Source organism: Chryseobacterium sp. Leaf405 (genome assembly GCF_001425355.1).
Lineage (GTDB): Bacteria > Bacteroidota > Bacteroidia > Flavobacteriales > Weeksellaceae > Chryseobacterium.
In genome coordinates this window covers 916,844-938,781 of the sequence record NZ_LMQN01000015.1, presented here as the reverse complement: position 1 = coordinate 938,781, position 21,938 = coordinate 916,844, and the positions used below count along the sequence as shown (strand labels likewise).

The following is a 21,938-nucleotide window of genomic DNA, read 5'->3' as shown; positions in this document are numbered from 1 at the left end:
TACTTTAAATTTTTGATTGTTGCTTTTTCATTCTTCTTTTCATCACGTATTTATACATCCAGAATTCTATCCACGGAATAAGCATCAAAAGTCCCCAAATAAGTAAAATTCCTTTTAAAATAACTTTAAATTGAGATTTTAAAACCATCAAAAATAAATTCTGAATCTTTTCTACGATGGATTTTTCAAGATCATCAGGATTTAACTGCAATAATTTTTGAGTTATTGTATCGAATTCCTCATAAGAAAGATCCCTTGTAACTTCTACATTTGGAATAGAATTCAATATTTCATATAAAATTAAGGTATGAATTCTGTCACCATATTTATCAGCAAATAACGAGGCAAGCCAATTTTTAGGTTTGTTCATCAACTTATATTTTGTATCATATACTTTTGCAATGTCAACAATCTGAAATTTTATATTCTTATTATTCTGGCTTAATGCGGATACGATAGTTTTTAAATCTGCTACAAACTCAGCTTTCGACTGTTGATCTTTAAAAATATATTGAGAACTTGAAATATAAACCTGTTCAGAAATGACGTAACTGTCTTGCTTTAAAGACTTATAAACACCAACAAATAATCCGATTTTTAAAGAAAAAATAATATTGACTATTAAAATTAAAGGAATGTAAAGTTTTACTAACCAATTATAATATTTATGTTCTCTGGATATAGCATTAACCTTTCTTAAACTAAAAATTAAGATAAAGCTAATAACAAACCCAAAAACTAAAAATATAGTTGAGTATAATATTATCTTTAAAGGATAATTTTTCACAACATACAGCACAACAGAATAAATTGTTTCCCAGTCTATGTTCTGCATAATTAATTAGCATCAAATGCTTCGAAAGCATCAGTTATATGTTCAATAATCAAATTCTTTTTTTCGTCTGGCAGAACAGAAATAATATCAAATCTCACTTCTTTATTTTTATTAAATTCTTCCAGATAATGATTAGCAGCAGAAACTATTAGTCGGATTTTAGTTTTGGTAACAGCTTCCTGCGGCAACATAAAAGCATCTGTTGAACGAGCTTTTACTTCTACCACAATAATTACATTATCCTTTTCTGCAATCACATCGATTTCAGCTTTTTGAAAACGAAAGTTTCTGACCAGAATTTTATAGCCATTTTTAATTAAATGTTGAACCGCTAAATCTTCCGCCTTTTTGCCAAAATCGTTGTGTTGTGCCATTTTTAATTCGATTAAAAAATTCAAAGACTACTAAAACTCAATCTTTACTTCACTCTCAACTTTCATTTTTATATTACTTCCAATAATCAAAGGGAGGTTATCTTTAATATGACCATTTGGGAAACCGAAAACTACAGGAAAGTTATATTTTGAAATTCTGTCTGAAATCAGTTTATAAGCAAATTTGTCGAAGCTTTCTTCATATTGCTTATTTTCTTTCTCGTCGCCCATATTGATCATTCCACCAACAATTAATCCTGAAATTTTTGTGAAAACTCCGGCTAATTCCAGACTCATAATCATTCTGTCGAGTGCATAAAAATTTTCACCAATATCTTCAATGAATAGAATTTTATCCTTGAAATCAAAAGAATATTTCGTTCCCAAAAGTGCATAAATCAGGGCTAAATTACCACCAATCAATTCTCCTTCAACATTTCCCTGCTTATTAAATTGATGCGATGTAAGGCTGTATTTTGGAGTTTTTCCTTTTAAAATATCAAAAATCAAATCATAGCTTTCTTCAGTTACTCCAAAACTTGATGTTTTAATAGTTTGTCCGTGAATCGAAGCAAATCCTTTTTTCAATAAATAACTTTGAATGACCGTGTTATCGGAATAACCAATATACCATTTCGGGGTTTTGATGAAACCTTTAAGGTCTAAATGTCCTATCAAATGCTGACATCCGTAACCGCCTCTGGAAGCCCAAACTGCGGAAATACCAGTGTCATTAAGCGCCCAATTCATGTCTTTTAATCTTTCCTGCTCTGTTCCTGCATAATTGTAACCATTGGAAAATTTAGTATAAAGATTTTCACCTAAAACAGGTTCATATCCTTTACTTTCTATCATTGCAATTCCTTTTTCCAACTGAGAAGCATCTACAACTCCGGCAGGGGAAATCAAAGCTATTTTGTCACCTTTCGACAGTGATTTTGGAAAGATTGTTTTTTTCATTCTGTCTTTTTGTATTTTACTTCTTTCTTTTCAGCTTCTTCCAGACGTTTATCAAATTGATTAAACATTTTAAAGCTCTGCAAAAAGATAAAGAAACTGAATATGATGAGAACAATACCTACGCCTTTTCTGATGTTGTTTGCCAGTCTTTGGGTAAGTTTATAATGAAATTGTTTTGCAAGAAAAATTTTAGCTAAATCTATCAATAGATAGGTTGCAATAACGATTGCCAGGTAAATAATCAGTGTTTCAGTATTGGGATATTGATTTCGAACTCCGATCACAGTGACCAGCCAGAAAAGGATAACGCCCACATTCAGAATATTTAAAAGAAAACCGTTAAGAAACGTTTTAAAATAATTCTGACTGATAATTTTTTCTTCTCCCGGAAGATGCATTTTGGTTTTTGTAGCTAGCATGATAATTCCATATACAAGAATAAGAATGGAGGTAATTCTGTAGAAACCAGGATGTTTATCAATTAATTCAACAATATCTGCACTTGCATAGTAGGCTGCAATAATACATAATAAATCTGCGGTAATAACACCAAAATCTAATGATAAAGCGTGTTTTGGACCTCTTGTAAAACTGGTTTCGATAAGCAGAAAAAAAATAGGACCGATAAAAACCAGACTCAACATAAAGCCCAGGCCAATGGCCGATAATACAAGTTCAAACATTTAAATGGTGTTTAAAATGAAAAAAATCACTTCAGTTAAGACAAAGTTAGCTTTTATGTTTTAAAATCAAAAAGAAAATTGATGTAAACGAAATCATTAATTTTTATCAAATTAACAATTTAATGATTATCAAAAATAAAAAAACCGCCTATTACAGCGGTTATCATTTTTAATATTTGATATTCTAATCAACAATCTTAAAATCGAGTTGTTTTTGAATCAAGTTTGCTTTCACTACTTTTATCTGAACCTGATCTCCTAATTGATATCGATTTCCTGTTCTGGAGCCGTACACGGCGTGCGTTGCTTTATCATACTGATAAGAATCGTCCATCAAATCTCGTAGTTTAATTAACCCTTCGGCACCATTTTCAGGAATTTCTACCCAAAAACCAAATTCAGCAACTCCGGAAATAACTCCTGTAAAGGTTTCCCCCAAATGTTTTTCCATAAACTTCACCTGCATATATTTGATAGAATCTCTTTCTGCGTCGGCTGCCAATCTTTCCATAGAACTGCAGTGCTTTGCTTTTTCTTCTAATTCATTTCTATCAGGAGATTTTCCTCCATCCAAATAATGCTGCAACAATCTGTGCGCCAGCAAATCCGGATAACGGCGGATAGGAGAGGTAAAGTGGCTGTAATATTCAAAACCAAGACCATAGTGACCAATCGGCTCTGTAGAATACACCGCTTTACTCATACTTCGCATCGCCAGCGTTTCAATCATATTTTCTTCGCCTTTACCTTTTACGTCGTGTAATAATCTGTTTAAAGATTCTGCTACTTTTTTGGTATTTGCCAAATCCATTTTATACCCGAAAGTGGAAACAAAATCTCTTAAAGATTCTAATTTTGCCGGATCCGGATCATCGTGAACTCTGTAAATGAATGTATTGTTATTAGGCTGCCCTTTTTTCAGGGAAACAAATTCTGATACTTTTTTATTGGCCAGCAACATAAATTCTTCAATTAAATGATTTGAATCTTTGCTGATTTTAAAATAAACTCCAATCGGCTGATTATTTTCATCTAAATTGAATCGAACCTCACTTCGGTCGAAAGTAATTGCTCCGTCTTTGATTCTTTTCTGACGCATAATTTTCGCCAGTTTATCCAAAACCAAAATTTCTTCTGCTAAATCTCCTTCCTTCGTTTCAATTCTTTCCTGAGCTTCTTCGTACGTAAATCTTCTGTCGGAATGAGTTACTGTTCTTCCAAACCATTGTTTCTGGATTTCTGCACTGTCATTTAATTCAAAAACTGCTGAAAATGTGAATTTATCCTCATTCGGACGAAGCGAACAGACATCGTTACTTAACACTTCGGGCAACATCGGTACCACACGGTCAACCAAATATACAGAAGTGGCTCTTTCATACGCTTCATCATCCAACATGGTTCCAGGAACTACGTAATGAGAAACGTCTGCAATATGAACTCCAATTTCCCAATTTCCGTTATCTAACTTTCTCATAGACAAAGCATCATCGAAATCTTTTGCATCTTTAGGGTCAATCGTAAAAGTCAGAATATCACGCATATCCCAACGCTTTGCAACTTCTTCATCGTTGATAGTTCTATCTATTTTATCAGCATCTCTTTCCACTTCTTCAGGGAACGTGTAAGGCAAGCCATATTCTGCCAAAATAGAGTGAATCTCCGTTTCATGTTCTCCGGGAGCACCTAAAACCTGAATAATTTCACCTTCAGGATTTTTATCCCCAGGTCTCCATTCAGTCATTTTCACAATCACTTTATTGCCGTCTTCAGCACCTCCAAATTTTCCTTTCGGAATAAAAATATCGGTATTGATTGTCTTTTTATCACAAACCACAAACCCAAAATCTTTGTGAGCAACCATTTGTAAGGTTCCTACGAATTCTGTTCTTGTTCTTTCCAATACTTCCAACACAGAACCTTCCAGTTTTTTTCCTTTGTATGTATAGGTAACGATCAGCACTTTATCACCCTGCAGCGCATCTTTTACATTTTTAGAGTGAATAAAAACATCATCTTCTAACCCTTCAACTTTTACGTAAGCATTTCCTGACTGATTGAAATCGATAACACCGGTTAAAGTTCCTGCAATATTCAGATTAATGATGTATTTTCCCTTTTCGGTTTCTTTGATTCTTTCATTAGCCTGAAGCTTGTGCAAAGCCTGAATCACAAGCTCTCTCTGTCTTGGATTTTTATAATCTATTCCATCCGAAATCTGTTTGTAATTATAGACTTTGGTGGAGTTTTCATTCATAAAACGCAGGATCAATCTTCCGATTTCCATGATTTTATGATCATTTTTCTGACTTATATATTTTTTCTTTTTTGCCATTTTATTTTTTATTGTTTCAAGCAATTTCATTGATTGCTGATTAATTGTACTTTTTTTTACTGTTTGCCATGATTATAGTTACATATTGGGCAGCCATTATTCGTTTTAGCTCCCCAAACGGTAGGACAACTATCTTCATGATCTAGAATTCCATCTCCATCTGTATCTGACCACGGACAACCATTATTTTCCGCAGGTCCAAAAATCGTAGGACAAGAATCGTCTTTATCTAAAATTCCATCATTATCTACATCCGGAAAAGGACAGCCAAAGTTTTCAGAAGAACCTGTTTCATCAGGATATTTATCTAGATAAAACAAAAATCCATCATTATCTTTATCCGATAGACAAATCTTTTTATTGAATTCCATTCTACATTTTTTCAAAGCATCTTTATCTATTATTTCCTGAGCATGGAAGCAACTAAACACAAAAAATAATACAGCAGATACTTTTATTTTCATCAAATTTTAATTCATTATTAAGTTTAAAACATTAATTTTTCCTTTAAACTATTTTATAACGGAAGTTTTAGTTTTGTATAAATTTAATACAAATTATGGAGAAGTATAAGAAAACCTTTTGTTAATACGTATTAAATATTGCATAGGTTTATATGGAAGCAATAGACTGGTAATTTCTATTAGATGATGCAAATATACAAAATAAAAAACAAATAAGGCTTATAAATTGATTTACAAGCCTTTATATTATATTTAACAATAAGCAATTTTATCGACCCTGTTTTGGTGTCTTCCACCTTCAAAATCTGTAGAAAGAAATTTATCAACGATCTCCATCGCCACTTCTTTAGAAATAAATCTTGCAGGAATCGAAATCATGTTCGCATCATTATGCAGCCTTGCCAATGTTGCAATCTCCGGCATCCAGCATAAAGCACAACGAATTTTCTGATGTTTGTTCGCCGTGATCTGAACCCCATTTCCGCTTCCACAAAGTAAAATTCCCAATTCGTTTTCACCATTCTCCACAGAAGTTGCAGCAGGGTGCACAAAGTCCGGATAATCCACACTGTCTGTGGAAAACGTTCCAAAATCCTGAACATCAAATCTTTCCGAAAGATAGTTCTTAACAATCTCCTTATACTCATAACCAGCATGGTCAGCAGCAATAGCGATTTTTCTTTTCATAAATACTGTATTAAGTCTTTTTTAGATGTATTTCCACACAAATGTAAGTATAATGTGGATAAGTCTTAAATTTTTGAAGATTAATTGTGAAAAGCATTGTTAGTAAATGTGGAAAAATGTTTGAAAGTAAATGTTTCGTAACATTAGAAAATTTTGTAATGAGAATTAAGTCCAAATTTTTTGTTCACAATTTTCAAAAAGTTTTTTGTGAGTAATCTTTAGGTTTTCCATAAATCAGTTATTAAGAATGAGATTTGAGGAAAAGTTATCCATATTTGTTAGTAACGATTAGAAATTTCACATTTACAGTAGATTATAATGTAGATAAATTGTGAATTAGGTAAAAATTAAATGTGATAAAGTATTTTAATAAAATTTATCCCCGATACTAACAAACACTCAACAACAATACCATATTCTTTTTTTTAAAGAAAAGAGAAAATGTTGATTAATGAATGTTGAGACTGCGGGAAACTTTTTGAAAACTTTTCAAAGGTTGCTTGATTTCAAAAATTTTAAAATCTTACATTTGTGAAACGGAAATTCAACGAAATTTATGAAATCGACCAGCCCGAAATTGTTTGCAATCTTTATCGAAAAGTCGATTCCATGTGACCGAAGAAAAATAAAATGTACATATGAAAACAATCAATGATTTCAATTTTAATGACAAGAAAGCTCTGGTAAGAGTGGATTTTAATGTTCCGCAGGATGACCAGCTGAAAGTTACGGATAATACGAGAATCGTAGCGGTGAAGCCAACTGTGGAGAAAATCCTTAAAGACGGTGGTTCTGTAATCTTAATGGCTCACCTGGGAAGACCAAAAGGAGAGGCAAAAGATGAGTTTTCACTTAGACACATTGTGGGAGAAGTTTCCAATGTATTGGGTAAGGAAGTAAAGTTCGTGGACGAATGTGTGGGAGAAAAAGCTCAGCAGGCTATCTCTGATCTTAAAGCAGGTGAAATCCTTTTATTGGAGAATCTACGTTTTCATAATGAAGAAGAAAAAGGTGATGTTGCCTTTGCAGAGCAACTTTCTAAATTGGCAGATGCTTATGTAAATGACGCTTTTGGTACAGCTCATAGAGCGCACGCTTCAACGGCTGTTATTGCTCAATTCTTTCCTTCAACTAAATTTTTCGGTTTATTGATGGCTAATGAATTAAAAGCTATTGATAAAGTTTTGAAATCTGGTGAACGTCCTGTAACTGCAATTTTAGGTGGATCTAAGGTTTCAACTAAGATTACCATTATAGAAAATATTTTACCAGCTGTTGATAATTTGATTATCGGAGGTGGAATGGCTTTCACTTTTATTAAAGCTCTTGGTGGAAAAATCGGAACTTCATTATTAGAAGAGGATAGATTACCCTTAGCTTTAGAAATTTTGGCAAAAGCGAAAGAGCATAATGTAAAAGTTTATCTTCCTTCCGACACGATTATTGCTGAAAGTTTCAGTAACGATGCAGAGAGAAAAGAAGTTGATATCTACGAAATTCCTGAAGGATGGATGGGAATGGATGCTGGACCAAAATCCAGAGATCAGTTCAATGATGTTTTGTTGAATTCAAGAACAATTCTTTGGAATGGGCCTATCGGAGTTTTTGAAATGTCGAACTTCGCTGCTGGAACAATCGCTCTTGGTGAAAGTATTGCTGAAGCTACGAAACAGGGAGCTTTCTCTTTAGTTGGGGGAGGGGATAGTGTTGCTTTTGTAAAACAGTTCGGTTATGCAGACAAAGTAAGTTATGTTTCTACCGGAGGTGGAGCAATGTTGGAAAGTTTGGAAGGTTTGGAACTTCCCGGGGTTGCTGCGATTAACAACTAAGAAATTTTAATTTTTATAATTTTTAAATCCATTGAATTTTTTTCAGTGGATTTTTTATTTTCTAAATTTTGATAATTCTAATATTTTTTAATTTACCTTATTTGAAATTAAATTTTTTTTTTTAAAAACTGAGTTACTAACTTTTTGCTAACAATTTTAATTGGTTTGATAAAAATTTCTTCACGTTTGAATTTTTATTTGAGAAATTAAATTGAAGTAGTAGAATAGAGAAATAAAAAACTCGAGAAATTTTCCCGAGTTCTGAAATTTTTGGTAAAAATGCTGAAAAATGACCTTCAAAAAGGGTTCAAAAATCAATTTTTTACTTTTTTTCGATAATGTATATCAAACTTGAAAATTCGTTCGAAAAAAGGGCTTTTACGTTAGAAATCGTTCCATAGATTGTTGCTTTTAGCCAAAAAAGAGGTGATTTCTTATATTTTTCGCTCAACATCGAGATGTAATATGAATCTAAAACCAAAGGTTTTATTTTTCTCATTTTCCAATTTGGTTTTTTAGCAATTAAATTTTCCATACCACTTTTTGAAAAATGATAAATATGTCTTGGTACATCATACGCTGCCCAATATTCTTTATAATGTTTTGCATCATAAGAAGTAGGGTTGGGGACGGCGATAATTAATAATCCTTTATCTTTTAGTTTGCTGTTGAAAATTTCTAACATCTCATCCTGATTTTCCATGTGCTCGAAAACGTGCCACAAAGTAATTGCATCTAAACTTTTATCTTCAATCAAATTAATATTATCTAAAATTTTCGCTTTATTAATTTTACTTTGCGCCGCTTTTCTTGCATCAGAATCCGGCTCAAATCCAAAAGTCTCAAAATCATTTTCTATAAATTTTACAAATTCTCCTGCACCGCAACCATAATCTAACACCTTTGAACCTTTATTTATTCTATCTAAAAGTATTGTTTTCTTATACTGTAAATTGAAGGATTGTAAAAATTTATAAAGTTTTTCTTTCAAACTTCCTGAGTCCTGATGATGGGAAATGTAATCCTCACTTTCGTAATATTTAGAAATATTCGATGGAATAGGTGAGGTCTTGAAAACACCTTTTGTTTCCGTTTCTTTAATTTCAAATATTTCCTGAGAAAGAAAATGATCTTTTATTTTCATTGATTGGTTTCTTTTATATAATAAAAATTAAGATATTCCGAGCTTGAAATAAACTCATAAATACCTTAATTTTTGTTTTTACTTTCTGAATGTTTCACGTGAAACATTTTTGATTTTAGCGTCCTAAATAGACTAATAAAACATTAATATCAGCTGGTGAAACACCACTGATTCTTCCTGCTTGAGCAATCGTCTTTGGTTTTACATTAGACATTTTCTGCTTAGCTTCTGAAGAAAGACTCGATATAGCTTTATAATCAAAATCTTCAGGAATCTTTATATTCTCCAAACGATTGAGCTTTGCTACGTTCTCTTTTTCCTTTTCAATATAACCTTTATACTTGATATTTACTTCCGCCTGTTCTCTTATTTCATCGTCAAATTGGGAAGTGAATTCTTTGATAACATCAATATTTTCCAATTTTTCCAAGGTAATATTAGGTCTTGTTAGGAATTGAGATGCTCTGTAAGCCTGATCTACAGGATTACTTTCGATACTTTCTAAAATAGGATTAATAAGTCCGGGTTTTAAAGAAGTTTCTCGAAGAAATGCTTCAAGATTTTGACTTTTAGCTATTTTCTCCTCAACTCTTTGTAATCTGTCTTGTTTTGCTAAGCCAAGTTCAAAAGACTTTTCTGTCAGTCTAATATCTGCATTATCCTGTCTTAATAAAAGTCTGTATTCAGCTCTTGAAGTAAACATTCTGTAAGGTTCTTCAGTTCCTTTTGTAATTAAATCGTCAACTAAAACTCCAATATAAGCTTCATCTCTGTTTAGGATAAATTCATCTTTTTCATGTACTTTATTATGAGCATTGATCCCTGCAATTAAACCTTGTCCTGCTGCTTCTTCATAACCTGTTGTACCATTAATTTGCCCGGCAAAGTATAAATTATCGATCAATTTTGTCTCTAAAGTATGTTTCAATTGGGTAGGAGGGAAGTAGTCATATTCAATAGCATAGCCTGGACGGAAAACTTTTACATTCTCAAATCCTGGAATATGTTTCATTGCTTTGATCTGAACATCCTCGGGTAGAGAAGAACTGAAGCCGTTTACATAGATTTCTACCGTTCTCCAACCTTCGGGTTCTACGAACAGCTGATGTCTGTTTCTCTCAGCAAAACGATTAATTTTATCTTCAATACTTGGGCAATATCTTGGTCCTAAACTTTGAATCGTACCATTAAACATTGGACTTCTGTCAAAGCCTTCACGTAAAATTTCATGTACCGTTTCATTAGTATAAACGATATGACAACTTAATTGTTTCGTTAATTTAGGAGAATCTAAATAGCTGAACTTTTGTGGATTTTCATCTCCTTTCTGTTCTTCCATTTTAGAGTAATCTAAGCTTCTTCCATCTACTCTCGGTGGAGTGCCGGTCTTCATTCTTCCTGCTTCAAAACCTAAAGAAACCAGTTGTTCTGTGATTCCGAAAGCTCGGGGTTCACCCATTCTTCCTCCTCCTAATTGTTTGTCTCCAACGTGGATTAATCCATTAAGAAAAGTTCCGTTGGTAAGAACTACAGAATTGGATCTGATCTCAATTCCCAATGAGGTAATTACACCGACAGCTTTACCATTTTCAATAATAAGCTGCTTTACCATATCCTGAAAGAAATCCAGATTTGGCGTGTTTTCTAATGCTAAACGCCATTCTTCTGCGAAAAGCATTCTGTCATTTTGTGTCCTCGGAGACCACATGGCAGGACCTTTTGAAAGGTTCAGCATCTTAAATTGTATTGCAGATTTATCCGCAATAATTCCTGAATAGCCGCCCATCGCATCGATTTCTCTTACGATCTGTCCTTTTGCGATTCCGCCCATCGCGGGGTTGCAGCTCATCTGTCCGATGGTCTGCATATTCATTGTAACAAGCAGCGTTCTTGAACCTAAGTTTGCTGCTGCAGCTGCTGCCTCACATCCTGCGTGACCGGCACCTACTACAATTACATCATATATCTCTGAAATCATTTTTATTGCTTGTTTTAAGCATTAACTTTTTAATTTTTTTACAAATGTTTCACGTGAAACATTTGTAAATTTTTTGGTCTAAAATTTCTTTTATTGTGCTTTATTTAGCCCCGATCGCAGCATTTGTCTGAGCTCATTTTCTTTTGTAAAAAAAGAAAATAGCGAGTGCGGAGAGCGGGAAATAGCTCCTAAAAAAATAGAGATTTAGAGGTTTTGAAATTTAATAAATTTCTCTGTCTCTGAATCTCCAAATTCTTTATTTATATTGTGCTAAATAATGATCTTCTTTACTTCGCATCAACTTTTCTTCGTCCTCTGTTTTGTCTTTATATCCTGAGAGATGAAGAATGCCGTGAGCCAAAACTCGCCTTAATTCTTCTTCGTATTTTCTGGACAGAGTAGAAGCGTTGTCGGAAATCCGCTGCAAAGATACAAAAATCTCTCCGCTTATGGTCTTCCCTTTTACATAGTCGAAAGTAATTATATCCGTATAGTAATCATGTTGTAAATAATCCTGATTAACCTTCAACAAATATTCATCGTCACAGAAAATATAATTGATTTCACCAAGTTTTTTTCCTTCTGAAAGAATGATGTCTTCCAGCCATTTTGTGTATTCTGTATTTACCGTTTCGGGTAAGTTTTCGTAAAAGAACTGTATCATATTTTTTATTAAAACCAGTGTCCTAAAATCACACTGAATATACCTTTTTGATCATTTTTGAGTGAATGACTGAAGTTAACTTTAATCTGACCGAAAGGAGATTTGTAACCAGCCGTCAGTCCAACCGAGCTGTAATTTAATTTAGCTGCATCTTCGAAAGTTATTTCATCAGACAAATTTGCAAAAGAGAAATTCCCGCTCAGGAAATAATTTTTATTAAATTTAAACTGAAGATCGTTAGAAACAAGTGCAACATTATTTGTACTTAATTGTCCAAAATAAAACCCCGTGAAACTTCTGAAATTGACAATATTCTGTTCAAAAATTCCACCAAGTCTATACTGATAGAATTTTGGAAGATTTTCTCCTATTGTAATTCCTCCATACAAATTCAGTCGGTAAGTAAACTGTTTGGTAAGAGGAATATTGATTCTGATATCTGCTTTTACCTGCACCAATCTTTTGTCTACATCAGATTTCAAGAGATCTATAACCTTTCCTTCTGCATTGATATAAATTCCGCGGGTAGGGAAGTCTTTGTCATTTTGAGTGTCGCTTTTTAAGAACGCATACGGGTTCAAAAATCGACTTGATTGTTTGTTGATACCATTTATTTCGGCTTGGAAATAATCGTGGCTAATTCCGCCTCCAATGGCGAATTTATCTCTCCAAACGGACTGGATGTAGACTTCATTTCGCAACCATTCCCATTTTGCCGTTTCGTTATTGTTGATGTCTTTTGTATTAAAACTCATTCCGGAGGAATATATTCCGAATCCTGGAATATATCCGTTATCAATAAAATAGTTTAAATAATATCGTGGTTTATCTCCAACAACAATATCTAAAGAAAGATTAGAATTTTTGAACAACAGTCGTTTCGCCGAATAATTAACTAACAATCCAGTTTTGAAAATTTCATCATAATGCAATCCGAACTTTAAAAAATGCCTTGTCTCTTCTTCTGTCACATATAACTTCAGATAATTGGATTCGTTTTCGGAAATAATATCATAGTTGATGAATTTATAATTATTGGTCGCTACAAGTTTATCGATTTTTTTATTGATGCTTCCATACGTCTGAAGAGAGGGAAGGCGAAGTCCCATTTTACCCAGAACATAATTTTTACCAAAAATTTTACCGCCATCTATAGAAATACTGTCGATTTTATATACATTGGAATAGATAGGATTTACTTGCTGTCTCAGACGGTCAAATGGACGCTTTGGTAATTCATTGAGAATATTGACATATTTTAAACCTTCTACATAACCGCTGTCAAGAATTTTTTTCTTGTCATCATAGCTTGTTGCAGTCATACCTTTAAGGTTAGGCTTGATATTAATGTCTGTATATTTATATTGTCGTCTCGTATCTTTTTGAATTCCGAAATCAATAACCTGGTTTAAAATACTTATAATATTATTTAAGTCTTCTCTCTTTGAAAGATCCTGATTGAGATCTACACCGATTACAATATCAATGCCTTTATCTTTTAATGGTTTTGATGGATAATTAACCGACATTGCCCCATCAATATAAATACTGTCGCCGATTTTTATGGGATCCATTAATGAAGGAAAAGCAGAACTTGCCATAATAGATTGTACCAAATCTCCTTTCTCAAAAATCTGCATATTGCCGCTTTCAAGATTGGTAGCAACACACATAAACGGAATCGGCAGTTTTGAAAAATCATCAATATTTGCAACGTTCTTGAAAAGTTCTTTCAGAAGGTAAACATTTTTCTGTCCGGTGCTGATGGAAGAGGGAAGCGTAATTTTTCCGTTTTTAAGAGGAATTGATAACAGATATTTATCTACGGATTTATTGAAAAAAGAAGTTTCCTGACGTTTGGATTTCGGATCCATAATCAGAGAATAGAAGTCTGTATCCATTACAATTTTTTCAATATCCTTTCCCGAATATCCGGAGGCATACAATCCGCCGACAATCGCACCCATACTGGTTCCTGCAATATAATCAACTTTTATTCCCAAAGAATCCAATACTTTAAGAACTCCGACGTGAGAAAATCCTTTAGCTCCACCACCTGCAAGTGAAAGTCCGATTCTGGGATTTTTTGGAATCACCAGATCTTTCTTTACCTGAGAATGGATCAATAGTAATTGAAACATAAATAAAATCAGCAGGAGCTTTCTCATAGGCTTAATCTTTTACATAAATCCGTTTCACGCGTGGCGAAATAGAGGTTAGAACTTCATAGGTTATCGTTTTGCAGTATGCTGCGAATTCTTTTAAACTTGGTTTTGCATTGAAAACCGTTACCATATCGCCTTCTTTTACATTCGGAATATGATCTACGTTGATCATCATCATATCCATGCAAATACTTCCGACAATTGGAGCAAGTGTTTTATTGATTCCCACATTTCCAATTTGGTTTCCGATGAGTCTCGGAATCCCGTCTGCATATCCAACGGGAATGGTGGCAATCTTAGTTTTATGATCTGTTTTAAATCTTCGACTATAGCCCACAGATTCTCCATCTTCGACGATAGAAATTTGTGAAATTACCGTTTTGAAACTCACCACAGAACGCAATTGTTTTTGTATTTCGGCATTGGGTGATTCTCCCAACATTCCTATGCCGATCCTCACCATATCATACTGATGACCGGTGTAGCTTGTAATTCCTGATGAATTCAAAATATGTCGGATAGGAGTATATCCCAATTTTTCAATCAAATAACTTGAATTTTTTTCAAATGTTTGTAGTTGGTTTAAAGTAAATTCTTTTTCCTCTGGTATATCTGAAGACGAAAGATGGCTGAAAATACTTTGAACTTTTAAATTTTTATTTTCTAAAGTCTGATTTAACTGATCTAATTCATATTCTTTAAAACCAAGACGATGCATTCCTGTTTCTAATTTAACATGAACGGGATATTTCTTATCATAACCCGATTTTTGTACAGCCTCATAAAACAATTCCAAAACTCGGAAACTGTAAATTTCAGGTTCAAGATTATATTCAATCACAGTTTGATAGCTGTGCTGTTCCGGATTCATGACAACAATAGGAACGGTAATTCCTTTCTTTCGAAGCTCAACACCTTCATCTACAAAAGCAACTCCCAAATAATCAATATGATGATGTTGAAGGAATTCTGAAATCTCATAACTTCCCAATCCATAAGAATTTGCTTTTACCATTGCCATCATTTTTGTTTCAGGTTTCAGCAAAGATTTATGATAATTGATATTATGAAGAATCGCATTGAGATTGATTTCTAAAACCGTATCATGCTTTCTCAGCTCAAGAATGTCTTTAAGCTTTTCAATTTCAAATTTTCTTGCTCCTTTCAACAGAATGATCTGATTTTCAATTTCAATAAGATGCTTACTTTCAATTAACTCTTGAGTATTAATAAAAGTGAATGTTTTAGCTTTAAATAATTCACTAAATTTTGATATTTCGTCGCCTATTAAGAAAACGTGATCAAATTTTTGCTCATTTACCAATTCGGAAACCTCTTCATACAATTCTTTTGAATTTGAATTGACGCCAACAATATCTGTTAAAACCAAAGATTTCTTCGGTTTCTTATATTCATTTAAAAATTGCAGCGCGGTTTTGAGAGAATCGAGGTCAAGATTGAAAGAATCATTGATGACAATATTGTTCTTAATTCCTTCAATTGCTTCAAGTCTCATTTCAACGGCTTTCAGAGCGTTGATTTTTTCTACGATCTTTTGGTTTTTGACTCCCACTTCCTTTAAGACGGTTATAAGCGCCAGAGCGTTGATTAACGTCGCTTCATCTCTTTGATGAACGGGGAATGAAATTTTTTCGTCAAAATAGTGTACAACAACATCTTCATTTTTCGAAATATTGTTTTCATAGAAAACGTTATTATGATTTTTTAATCCGTAAGAAATTAATTTTCTTTCAGAGTAGAGTTCTTTTATTTTTTGATCGGTCAAAGAATTATCACCGTCATAAATAATAACTTCAGAATTTTTGAACAATTTAATTTTTTCATCAATAAGTTCTTCTTCAGATTTGAAATTGGCGAGGTGAGCAGTTCCCATATGAGTCAGCAAACCAATCTGTGGATGGAAAATATTCTCCAGTTTTTCCATTTCATCCGGGTTGGAAATTCCGACTTCAAAAATTCCTAACTCGTGAGAATTATTAATTTGAAGCAAAGAAAGTGGCAAGCCGATCTGAGAATTAAAACTTTTCGGACTTTTTACTGTTGGAAATTCGTTCCACAAACATTGATACAACCATTCCTTCAAAATAGTTTTGCCGTTACTTCCTGTAATCCCAACAGATTTTAAATGAGAATTTTCAAAGTGAAACTTGGCTAATTTTTGAATGAACTCAACAGAATTTTCAACAATAATCCAGGTAATATTTTCAAACTGAGAATATTGGTGCTCGGAAATAATTACGGTAATACCTCTGTCAATGGCAGATTCAATAAATTTTTCTCCAGAATTTTTATGAGTATTTATCGCAATAAATGCTGTATTTTTTGTAGAATAAATAATCCTGCTGTCAAAAGCGATGTTTTTGACCATTAATTCTCCATCTCCAATAGCCGTAGCATTGGTGATTTCTGCGATTTGATTTACTGTATAGTTCATTGGTGCCCTTTCTGCTATATTTTAAATAAGGAAAATAATGAGGCAAATAAGCTATTTCAATTAAAAATTTTCAAATCAATTCGCCTGTAAGCATCTCATTCATTCTCAGCTAAAGATAATTATTTTTTCTTCTTTAAAAGTACTTCATCAATAAAAACACGACGGCTTACTGCTTCGTAACTTTCTGTTTCGCCCAATTCAACCAGATTATTTCCCTGAGAAATCCTCATAGAATAATTGGCAAGATTTCCGGTTCTTTTGCAAATGGCGTGTACTTTAGTCACATATTCTGCGGTTGCCATCAAGTTCGGCATCGGCCCAAAAGGTCGTCCTAAAAAGTCCATATCAAGACCTGCAACGACAACTCTTATTCCTCCGTTTGCCAATTGATTGGCAATATCTACAATGCTTTCATCAAAAAACTGCGCTTCGTCTATTCCCACCACATCACAATTGGATGCCAGCAACAGTATTTCGCTGGGATTTTCCACCGGTGTGCTTCGTATTTTATTCTGATTATGAGAAATTACATCTTCTTCCGAATAACGGGTATCCAGTTTTGGTTTAAAAATCTCTACATTTTGCCCCGCCATTTCTGCTCTTCTCAGCCTGCGGATCAACTCTTCGGTTTTTCCGGAAAACATTGAGCCACAAATAACTTCCATCCAACCACTTTGTTTGGAATGATTAATTGTATTTTCTAAAAACATTTGTTAAATTAGCCGTATATTTTTAAGATCAAAAGTAAGCAATTTTAACAAGATTCTTATATGCAGAACATTCAAGATTTAAAGGAAAAGATTTTTTTTGAATCCAAGAATATCATTGGTATTTTGGACAAAATAAACAATGTAGACGAACTGTCGTCTAAGCAGGATCTTGTAGATAAACTTGCTGATAAAATTTCTTTTTTGCGGTTGCTGGAGAAAAATATGGAGTCTTCTGCAAACGAAAAATATTCATCAGTTTCAGAAAATCAGCAAAAAAATTCCTTTTTAGTTGAAGAAAATGATAATGTAAGTGATGAAGTGACGGAGGAGGAAGCCATCTTTAATAATGAATTCAACGAAATTGGGAATCAATCATTTTCTGATAAAGTGACTGAAGAAGAAGCCGTTTTTAATAATCAGTTAAATGAAATTATTGAAGAGGAACTTCACGAAACTTTAGTTAATTTTGCAGAAGAAAATTCAGGATCGGAAAGTATCCTAAATCCGCAGGCAACTAATCATAATGACGTAACTGAAGAAGAGGCAATTTTCAATAATCAACTGAATGAAATTGATGAAAACGAACCCTCAGATTCCAACGAAAGCGCTTTAAGTTTTGTCGATGAAGAAAGAATTCTGGCGGATTCTGAACCTGAAAATGATGACGACATTCATGAGGAAATGTTTAATGAGAAAACAACTGAAGAAGAAACTGTTTTTAATAATCAGTTAAATGAAATTGATGAATTTGAAAATGAAGTTTCTGACGATCAGGGAAATTTACGTGATTTTGAAGAAGAAGAAAAAGTTCAGGATAATTTTGAATCTGAATTAAAAAAACGAGATCAAGGCACTGAAAATATTGAGGTTATTCCGAGCATTTTTGACAGTGAGATTCTGGATGATGATGAAGAATTTCTAATTGAAGAACACGAAGATCAGTTTGTGGTTTCTAATATTGCGATAGAACAAGGAGAAATGGCTTCGGAAAGTTCTAATATCGATAATATTGTAAGCGAAATTAAAAACGAAGCGATTGTTGAAGAAAAACAGGAGCAGTCGATTTTAGCTGAAATTAATGACAGAAGAAAAATTGTAGAGATTGATAAGCCCCAGATAGAAAAAGAGATACATCCGTCGGATCAAAGCTTTGAAAATCTGGTTGAATACAATCATGACAAAAAAATAAAACTGGCAAATATCAAAGGGATGAAAGCGGTTCAGTCATTATTTGACGACGATCATCTTGACAGAGAAATGCCGAAAGAAAAAACAGTTCCTGTAGAAAAAGAAAATACGGGAAGTATCATAAAAACCAATATTCCGACAGAATTTATGGAGGCAGAAAAGGCAAAGCCGGATTTTAAGTTAGACTTAAATGACAGAATTGCTTTTTCGAAAATGTTATTCGGCGGAAGCCAGTCTGAAATGAATCAAATCATGAATAATCTCAACAGCTTCAGAAATGTGGAAGATGCGAAAGAATATTTAAGTGATTTGTATTATCAGAAAAAATGGAATAAAGTAGATGAATATGCCCAGAGACTCTGGATATTGGTAGAAAATAAATTTTTATAAATTAAATTTTGAGCGGAATTCTATATTTTGTTCCCACACCGGTCGGGAACTTGGAAGATATGACTTTCAGAGCGGTAAAAATACTGAAAGAGGTCGATTATATTTTATGCGAAGACACCAGAACTTCCGGAATTCTGTTGAAGCATTTCGAGATTTCCAAGCCTTTGAAATCTTATCACCTGCATAATGAGCATCAGGCAACGGAAAAAGTGATTAATGACCTTAAAAGCGGTCAGAACATCGCCATTATTACCGATGCAGGAACTCCCGGGATTTCAGATCCCGGATATTTATTAGCAAAAGCAGGTTCGGATCATAATATAGAAATGATTTGTCTGCCGGGCGCAACAGCTTTAATTCCGGCTTTGGTCGTTTCAGGATTACCAAATAACGAGTTTTTGTTTGCCGGATTTTTACCTCAGAAAAAGGGAAGACAAACGAAATTGAAACAACTTGCTGAAGAGAAAAAGACCATCGTTTTATACGAAAGTCCGCACAAAATCAACACAACTTTAGAACAGATTAAGGAATTCTTTGGTGAAGAAACTAAAGTAAGTCTGAGTAGGGAAATTTCTAAAAAATTTGAAGAGACGAAGCGTGGAACAATTATTGAACTCATTGAATTCTCAAAAAGCAAAACTCTTAAGGGTGAGATTGTGCTCATCGTAAATAATTCTATTTAATTGAAAAAATTAATTTTCGTGCTGTTCTCGTCTGTTTGCCTTGCGCAGACCGATCAGTACAGACAGATACTTTTATCAAAAAAAATCGGCAGAGAAGTGCGGTCTTATTCTAAAGGATACGGACTTATTATTGAATCTAAAAGCGGGAAAACAGGAATTGTAGATTCTTTGGGAACAGTTACTTTCGACTATCCTTACAAAAGTGAAATTTCACGGTTGTGGAAGAATCGTTTTATTTTAAAATCTAATGGAAAAACCGCTTTAATTGATGAAAAAGGGAATCAATTACTGCCTTTGGACAGTTTCAAATTCAGAACCTGGGAGAAAAAAGACAGACTGATTTATTCTAAAAACGGAAAAGATTGTGTGTACGATTTCAATGGAAAACAGATTATTCCTTTTTCAGATAAAATACAGTTTGGAAGCGAAAATAGATTTTTTGTTAAGACGGGTAATGCTTGGTTAATTTATGATTTTGACGGAAAAAAAGTTTCCGACAGAGAATTTACAGACGATCTTCGTTTTTACAAAGGCAGAACATTTCTTACTTCAGGTGAAAAAAGCGGTGAAATTATCGACAATAACGGTAAAACGCTAAGTACAATTACCAATCATAATATCGACAATATCAATGCTTTTCCTTATATCATAACGCTTAATGTTTCCAACAATAAGTATGGAATTATCGATGAAAAAGAGAGCATCATAACAGAAGAAATTTATGATCAGGCTTTTGTGGGAAGAGAATATATTTATCTTACAAAAGACGATAAAATCAGCATTTTTTCAAAAAAAGAAGGAAAAATATATAATCTGGATTATCATTATGTAAATCCTTTATTTAATGGTTTATTTAAAACTTCTCAGGATACCACAAATCCTAAAACGGCTGTTATTCGTCTAAACGGCGAAGTCGTTTTTCCTAAAGAATATGATCGAGTAGAAGGCCTTGATATTAATGGCGAAAAATATCTTTATCTAAGAAAAGAGGACCAAGAAATGCTTCTTGATAAGAATATGAAAAGTGTTTTAGATGAAAATTATTCTATTGAAAAGATATTTCCAAATAATGTTATTGTATTAAAAGACGGAATTTATTCTAAATTTTCACCAAAAGATAAAAAATACACACCGCTGAAAAATTTCAGTGTCATGAAATCGTTTGAACTTTATCCGGCTTTGGTGGGACAAAATATCGATAATTTTTATGGGATGATCGATGAAGAAGGAAATGAAGCGATTCCTTTTATTTATGATAATATTTTTACTTTCCTTGGAGAAAATGAAGTTGTAGTAAAAAAAGACAATAAATTCGGTGTTACCAATCAGCAGCACGAGCCTTTAACAGAGGTGATGTATGATAAATATTCCACCGATAAAAAAGGAATAAAACTTACCAAAGGAAAAGATTCCGAATACATCTATTTCACAGAACAAAAAGACAAAAATTTTATCGACTAATGAATTTTGTATTTGTATGACAAAAAACAATCATAAAATTTTGCAAAAAAACCGATTTAAAATGCATAGAATAACATTTTGTAATATCTTTGCGCACTGTTAATTTTGATATAATTAAATAGTAGTATATTAGCCAACTTTCGAAAAGCTAATAACTTACATAAAGAAATAATTGTCATAAATATGAAACTATTAGAAGGAAAAGTAGCGCTAATCACGGGAGCTACAAGAGGAATCGGAAGAGGAATTGCTGAAATGTATGCCCAACAGGGAGCAAAAGTAGCATTCACTTACGCCGGATCTGTAGACAAAGCGAAGGAATTAGAAGCGGCTTTAAGTTCTGTAACTCAAATAAAAGGGTACCAATCTGATGCGTCAGATTTTGATGCAGCTCAAACATTAGTAGAAGAAGTAATGGCGGAGTTTGGTCAGATCGATATTTTAATCAACAATGCGGGGATTACAAAAGATAACCTATTGTTGAGAATGACAAAAAATGACTGGGATAATGTACTAAGAATTAACTTGGATTCTGTATTCAACCTTACAAAAGCGGTAATTAAACCAATGATGAAGGCAAGATCAGGATCTATCATCAATATGACTTCAGTAGTGGGAATCAGCGGAAATGCAGGTCAGGCAAATTATGCAGCTTCAAAAGCTGGTGTGATTGGTTTTACTAAATCTGTGGCGCTGGAATTAGGTTCAAGAAACATCCGTTGTAATGCAATTGCTCCGGGATTTATTGAAACTGAAATGACAGCAGCCTTAGACGAAAAAGCGACTCAGAAATGGGCAGAAGCGATCCCAATGAAGAAATTAGGAAAAACTACCGATGTTGCTAATGCTTGCGTATTTTTAGGAAGTGAAATGGCTTCTTATATTAACGGACAAACGCTAAATGTTGACGGTGGTTTATTGACTTAATAGATT

General features: G+C 33.4%; 18 protein-coding genes. 5 read left to right on the top strand and 13 right to left on the bottom strand.

What is annotated here, in order from left to right:
* Nucleotides 1-4: 4 nt before the first annotated feature.
* The 7 genes from ASG22_RS14180 to rpiB all read right to left on the bottom strand — a co-directional run bounded on the left by ASG22_RS14180 (nt 5) and on the right by rpiB (nt 6,338).
* Nucleotides 5-835, bottom strand: a complete 831-nt coding sequence (locus ASG22_RS14180; protein WP_055985847.1) for a hypothetical protein — start codon at nt 833-835, stop codon at nt 5-7.
* Between the two features lie 2 nt (nt 836-837).
* A complete protein-coding gene (locus tag ASG22_RS14175; RefSeq protein WP_055985844.1) occupies nt 838-1,209 on the bottom strand; it encodes a YraN family protein in 372 nt (123 codons plus the stop codon).
* A 30-nt stretch (nt 1,210-1,239) separates the two neighbouring features.
* Complete coding sequence (locus ASG22_RS14170; RefSeq protein WP_055985841.1) at nt 1,240-2,169, bottom strand: LD-carboxypeptidase; 930 nt, start codon at nt 2,167-2,169, stop codon at nt 1,240-1,242.
* Nucleotides 2,166-2,852: a LysE family translocator gene (locus ASG22_RS14165; protein ID WP_055985839.1), complete on the bottom strand. Its 687-nt coding sequence runs from the start codon at nt 2,850-2,852 to the stop codon at nt 2,166-2,168. The genes ASG22_RS14170 and ASG22_RS14165 overlap by 4 nt, the downstream gene beginning before the upstream one ends.
* 184 nt (nt 2,853-3,036) lie before the next feature.
* Entirely contained in the window at nt 3,037-5,187 is a 2,151-nt protein-coding gene (gene rnr, locus ASG22_RS14160) for a ribonuclease R (RefSeq protein WP_055986849.1), read from the bottom strand.
* Nucleotides 5,188-5,243: 56 nt separating this feature from the next.
* Nucleotides 5,244-5,558 carry a thrombospondin type 3 repeat-containing protein gene (locus ASG22_RS14155; protein WP_238586922.1) on the bottom strand — a complete coding sequence of 105 codons (315 nt, stop codon included), beginning with the start codon at nt 5,556-5,558 and terminating at the stop codon, nt 5,244-5,246.
* Nucleotides 5,559-5,903: 345 nt separating this feature from the next.
* On the bottom strand, nt 5,904-6,338 hold the full coding sequence (rpiB, locus tag ASG22_RS14150; RefSeq protein ID WP_055985833.1) for a ribose 5-phosphate isomerase B: 435 nt from the start codon (nt 6,336-6,338) through the stop codon (nt 5,904-5,906).
* 638 nt (nt 6,339-6,976) lie between these two features.
* On the opposite strand from rpiB, the gene ASG22_RS14145 reads away from it, so the two are divergent.
* Nucleotides 6,977-8,167: a phosphoglycerate kinase gene (locus ASG22_RS14145; RefSeq protein ID WP_055985830.1), complete on the top strand. Its 1,191-nt coding sequence runs from the start codon at nt 6,977-6,979 to the stop codon at nt 8,165-8,167.
* A 322-nt stretch (nt 8,168-8,489) separates the two neighbouring features.
* Here the strand turns inward: ASG22_RS14145 and ASG22_RS14140 are convergent, their stop codons facing one another.
* The 6 genes from ASG22_RS14140 to ASG22_RS14115 all read right to left on the bottom strand — a co-directional run bounded on the left by ASG22_RS14140 (nt 8,490) and on the right by ASG22_RS14115 (nt 17,283).
* Nucleotides 8,490-9,311, bottom strand: a complete 822-nt coding sequence (locus ASG22_RS14140) for a class I SAM-dependent methyltransferase (protein ID WP_055985827.1) — start codon at nt 9,309-9,311, stop codon at nt 8,490-8,492.
* A gap of 115 nt (nt 9,312-9,426) precedes the next feature.
* The gene (mnmG, locus tag ASG22_RS14135) at nt 9,427-11,289 is read right to left on the bottom strand and encodes a tRNA uridine-5-carboxymethylaminomethyl(34) synthesis enzyme MnmG (RefSeq protein ID WP_055985825.1); all 1,863 of its coding nucleotides are present in this window, start codon (nt 11,287-11,289) and stop codon (nt 9,427-9,429) included.
* A 256-nt stretch (nt 11,290-11,545) separates the two neighbouring features.
* On the bottom strand, nt 11,546-11,953 hold the full coding sequence (gene ybeY, locus ASG22_RS14130) for an rRNA maturation RNase YbeY (RefSeq protein ID WP_055985822.1): 408 nt from the start codon (nt 11,951-11,953) through the stop codon (nt 11,546-11,548).
* Nucleotides 11,954-11,961: 8 nt separating this feature from the next.
* Nucleotides 11,962-14,121 carry a patatin-like phospholipase family protein gene (locus tag ASG22_RS14125; RefSeq protein WP_055985819.1) on the bottom strand — a complete coding sequence of 720 codons (2,160 nt, stop codon included), beginning with the start codon at nt 14,119-14,121 and terminating at the stop codon, nt 11,962-11,964.
* Between the two features lie 4 nt (nt 14,122-14,125).
* Nucleotides 14,126-16,573: a bifunctional UDP-N-acetylmuramoyl-tripeptide:D-alanyl-D-alanine ligase/alanine racemase gene (locus ASG22_RS14120; RefSeq protein ID WP_055985815.1), complete on the bottom strand. Its 2,448-nt coding sequence runs from the start codon at nt 16,571-16,573 to the stop codon at nt 14,126-14,128.
* Between the two features lie 119 nt (nt 16,574-16,692).
* Nucleotides 16,693-17,283 carry a thymidine kinase gene (locus tag ASG22_RS14115; protein ID WP_055985811.1) on the bottom strand — a complete coding sequence of 197 codons (591 nt, stop codon included), beginning with the start codon at nt 17,281-17,283 and terminating at the stop codon, nt 16,693-16,695.
* 60 nt (nt 17,284-17,343) lie between these two features.
* On the opposite strand from ASG22_RS14115, the gene ASG22_RS14110 reads away from it, so the two are divergent.
* The 4 genes from ASG22_RS14110 to fabG all read left to right on the top strand — a co-directional run bounded on the left by ASG22_RS14110 (nt 17,344) and on the right by fabG (nt 21,932).
* Nucleotides 17,344-18,861 (top strand): hypothetical protein, encoded by a 1,518-nt coding sequence (locus ASG22_RS14110; protein ID WP_055985808.1) that lies wholly within the window; start codon nt 17,344-17,346, stop codon nt 18,859-18,861.
* An 8-nt stretch (nt 18,862-18,869) separates the two neighbouring features.
* Nucleotides 18,870-19,544, top strand: coding sequence for a 16S rRNA (cytidine(1402)-2'-O)-methyltransferase (rsmI, locus tag ASG22_RS14105; protein ID WP_055985806.1), 675 nt, complete (start codon nt 18,870-18,872; stop codon nt 19,542-19,544).
* Nucleotides 19,545-21,005, top strand: a complete 1,461-nt coding sequence (locus ASG22_RS14100) for a WG repeat-containing protein (protein ID WP_055985804.1) — start codon at nt 19,545-19,547, stop codon at nt 21,003-21,005.
* A gap of 183 nt (nt 21,006-21,188) precedes the next feature.
* On the top strand, nt 21,189-21,932 hold the full coding sequence (fabG, locus tag ASG22_RS14095) for a 3-oxoacyl-[acyl-carrier-protein] reductase (RefSeq protein WP_055985801.1): 744 nt from the start codon (nt 21,189-21,191) through the stop codon (nt 21,930-21,932).
* Nucleotides 21,933-21,938: the final 6 nt, after the last annotated feature.

Coding starts and splice junctions, on each gene's coding strand:
- ybeY (WP_055985822.1), bottom strand. CDS start 11,953: ATGATACAGTTCTTTTACGAAAACTTACCCGAAACGGTAAATACAGAA.
- ASG22_RS14125 (WP_055985819.1), bottom strand. CDS start 14,121: ATGAGAAAGCTCCTGCTGATTTTATTTATGTTTCAATTACTATTGATC.
- ASG22_RS14140 (WP_055985827.1), bottom strand. CDS start 9,311: ATGAAAATAAAAGATCATTTTCTTTCTCAGGAAATATTTGAAATTAAA.
- ASG22_RS14165 (WP_055985839.1), bottom strand. CDS start 2,852: ATGTTTGAACTTGTATTATCGGCCATTGGCCTGGGCTTTATGTTGAGT.
- ASG22_RS14120 (WP_055985815.1), bottom strand. CDS start 16,573: ATGAACTATACAGTAAATCAAATCGCAGAAATCACCAATGCTACGGCT.
- rnr (WP_055986849.1), bottom strand. CDS start 5,187: ATGGCAAAAAAGAAAAAATATATAAGTCAGAAAAATGATCATAAAATC.
- ASG22_RS14110 (WP_055985808.1), top strand. CDS start 17,344: ATGCAGAACATTCAAGATTTAAAGGAAAAGATTTTTTTTGAATCCAAG.
- ASG22_RS14155 (WP_238586922.1), bottom strand. CDS start 5,558: ATGGAATTCAATAAAAAGATTTGTCTATCGGATAAAGATAATGATGGA.
- fabG (WP_055985801.1), top strand. CDS start 21,189: ATGAAACTATTAGAAGGAAAAGTAGCGCTAATCACGGGAGCTACAAGA.
- ASG22_RS14170 (WP_055985841.1), bottom strand. CDS start 2,169: ATGAAAAAAACAATCTTTCCAAAATCACTGTCGAAAGGTGACAAAATA.
- mnmG (WP_055985825.1), bottom strand. CDS start 11,289: ATGATTTCAGAGATATATGATGTAATTGTAGTAGGTGCCGGTCACGCA.
- rpiB (WP_055985833.1), bottom strand. CDS start 6,338: ATGAAAAGAAAAATCGCTATTGCTGCTGACCATGCTGGTTATGAGTAT.
- ASG22_RS14115 (WP_055985811.1), bottom strand. CDS start 17,283: ATGTTTTTAGAAAATACAATTAATCATTCCAAACAAAGTGGTTGGATG.
- ASG22_RS14175 (WP_055985844.1), bottom strand. CDS start 1,209: ATGGCACAACACAACGATTTTGGCAAAAAGGCGGAAGATTTAGCGGTT.
- ASG22_RS14180 (WP_055985847.1), bottom strand. CDS start 835: ATGCAGAACATAGACTGGGAAACAATTTATTCTGTTGTGCTGTATGTT.
- ASG22_RS14145 (WP_055985830.1), top strand. CDS start 6,977: ATGAAAACAATCAATGATTTCAATTTTAATGACAAGAAAGCTCTGGTA.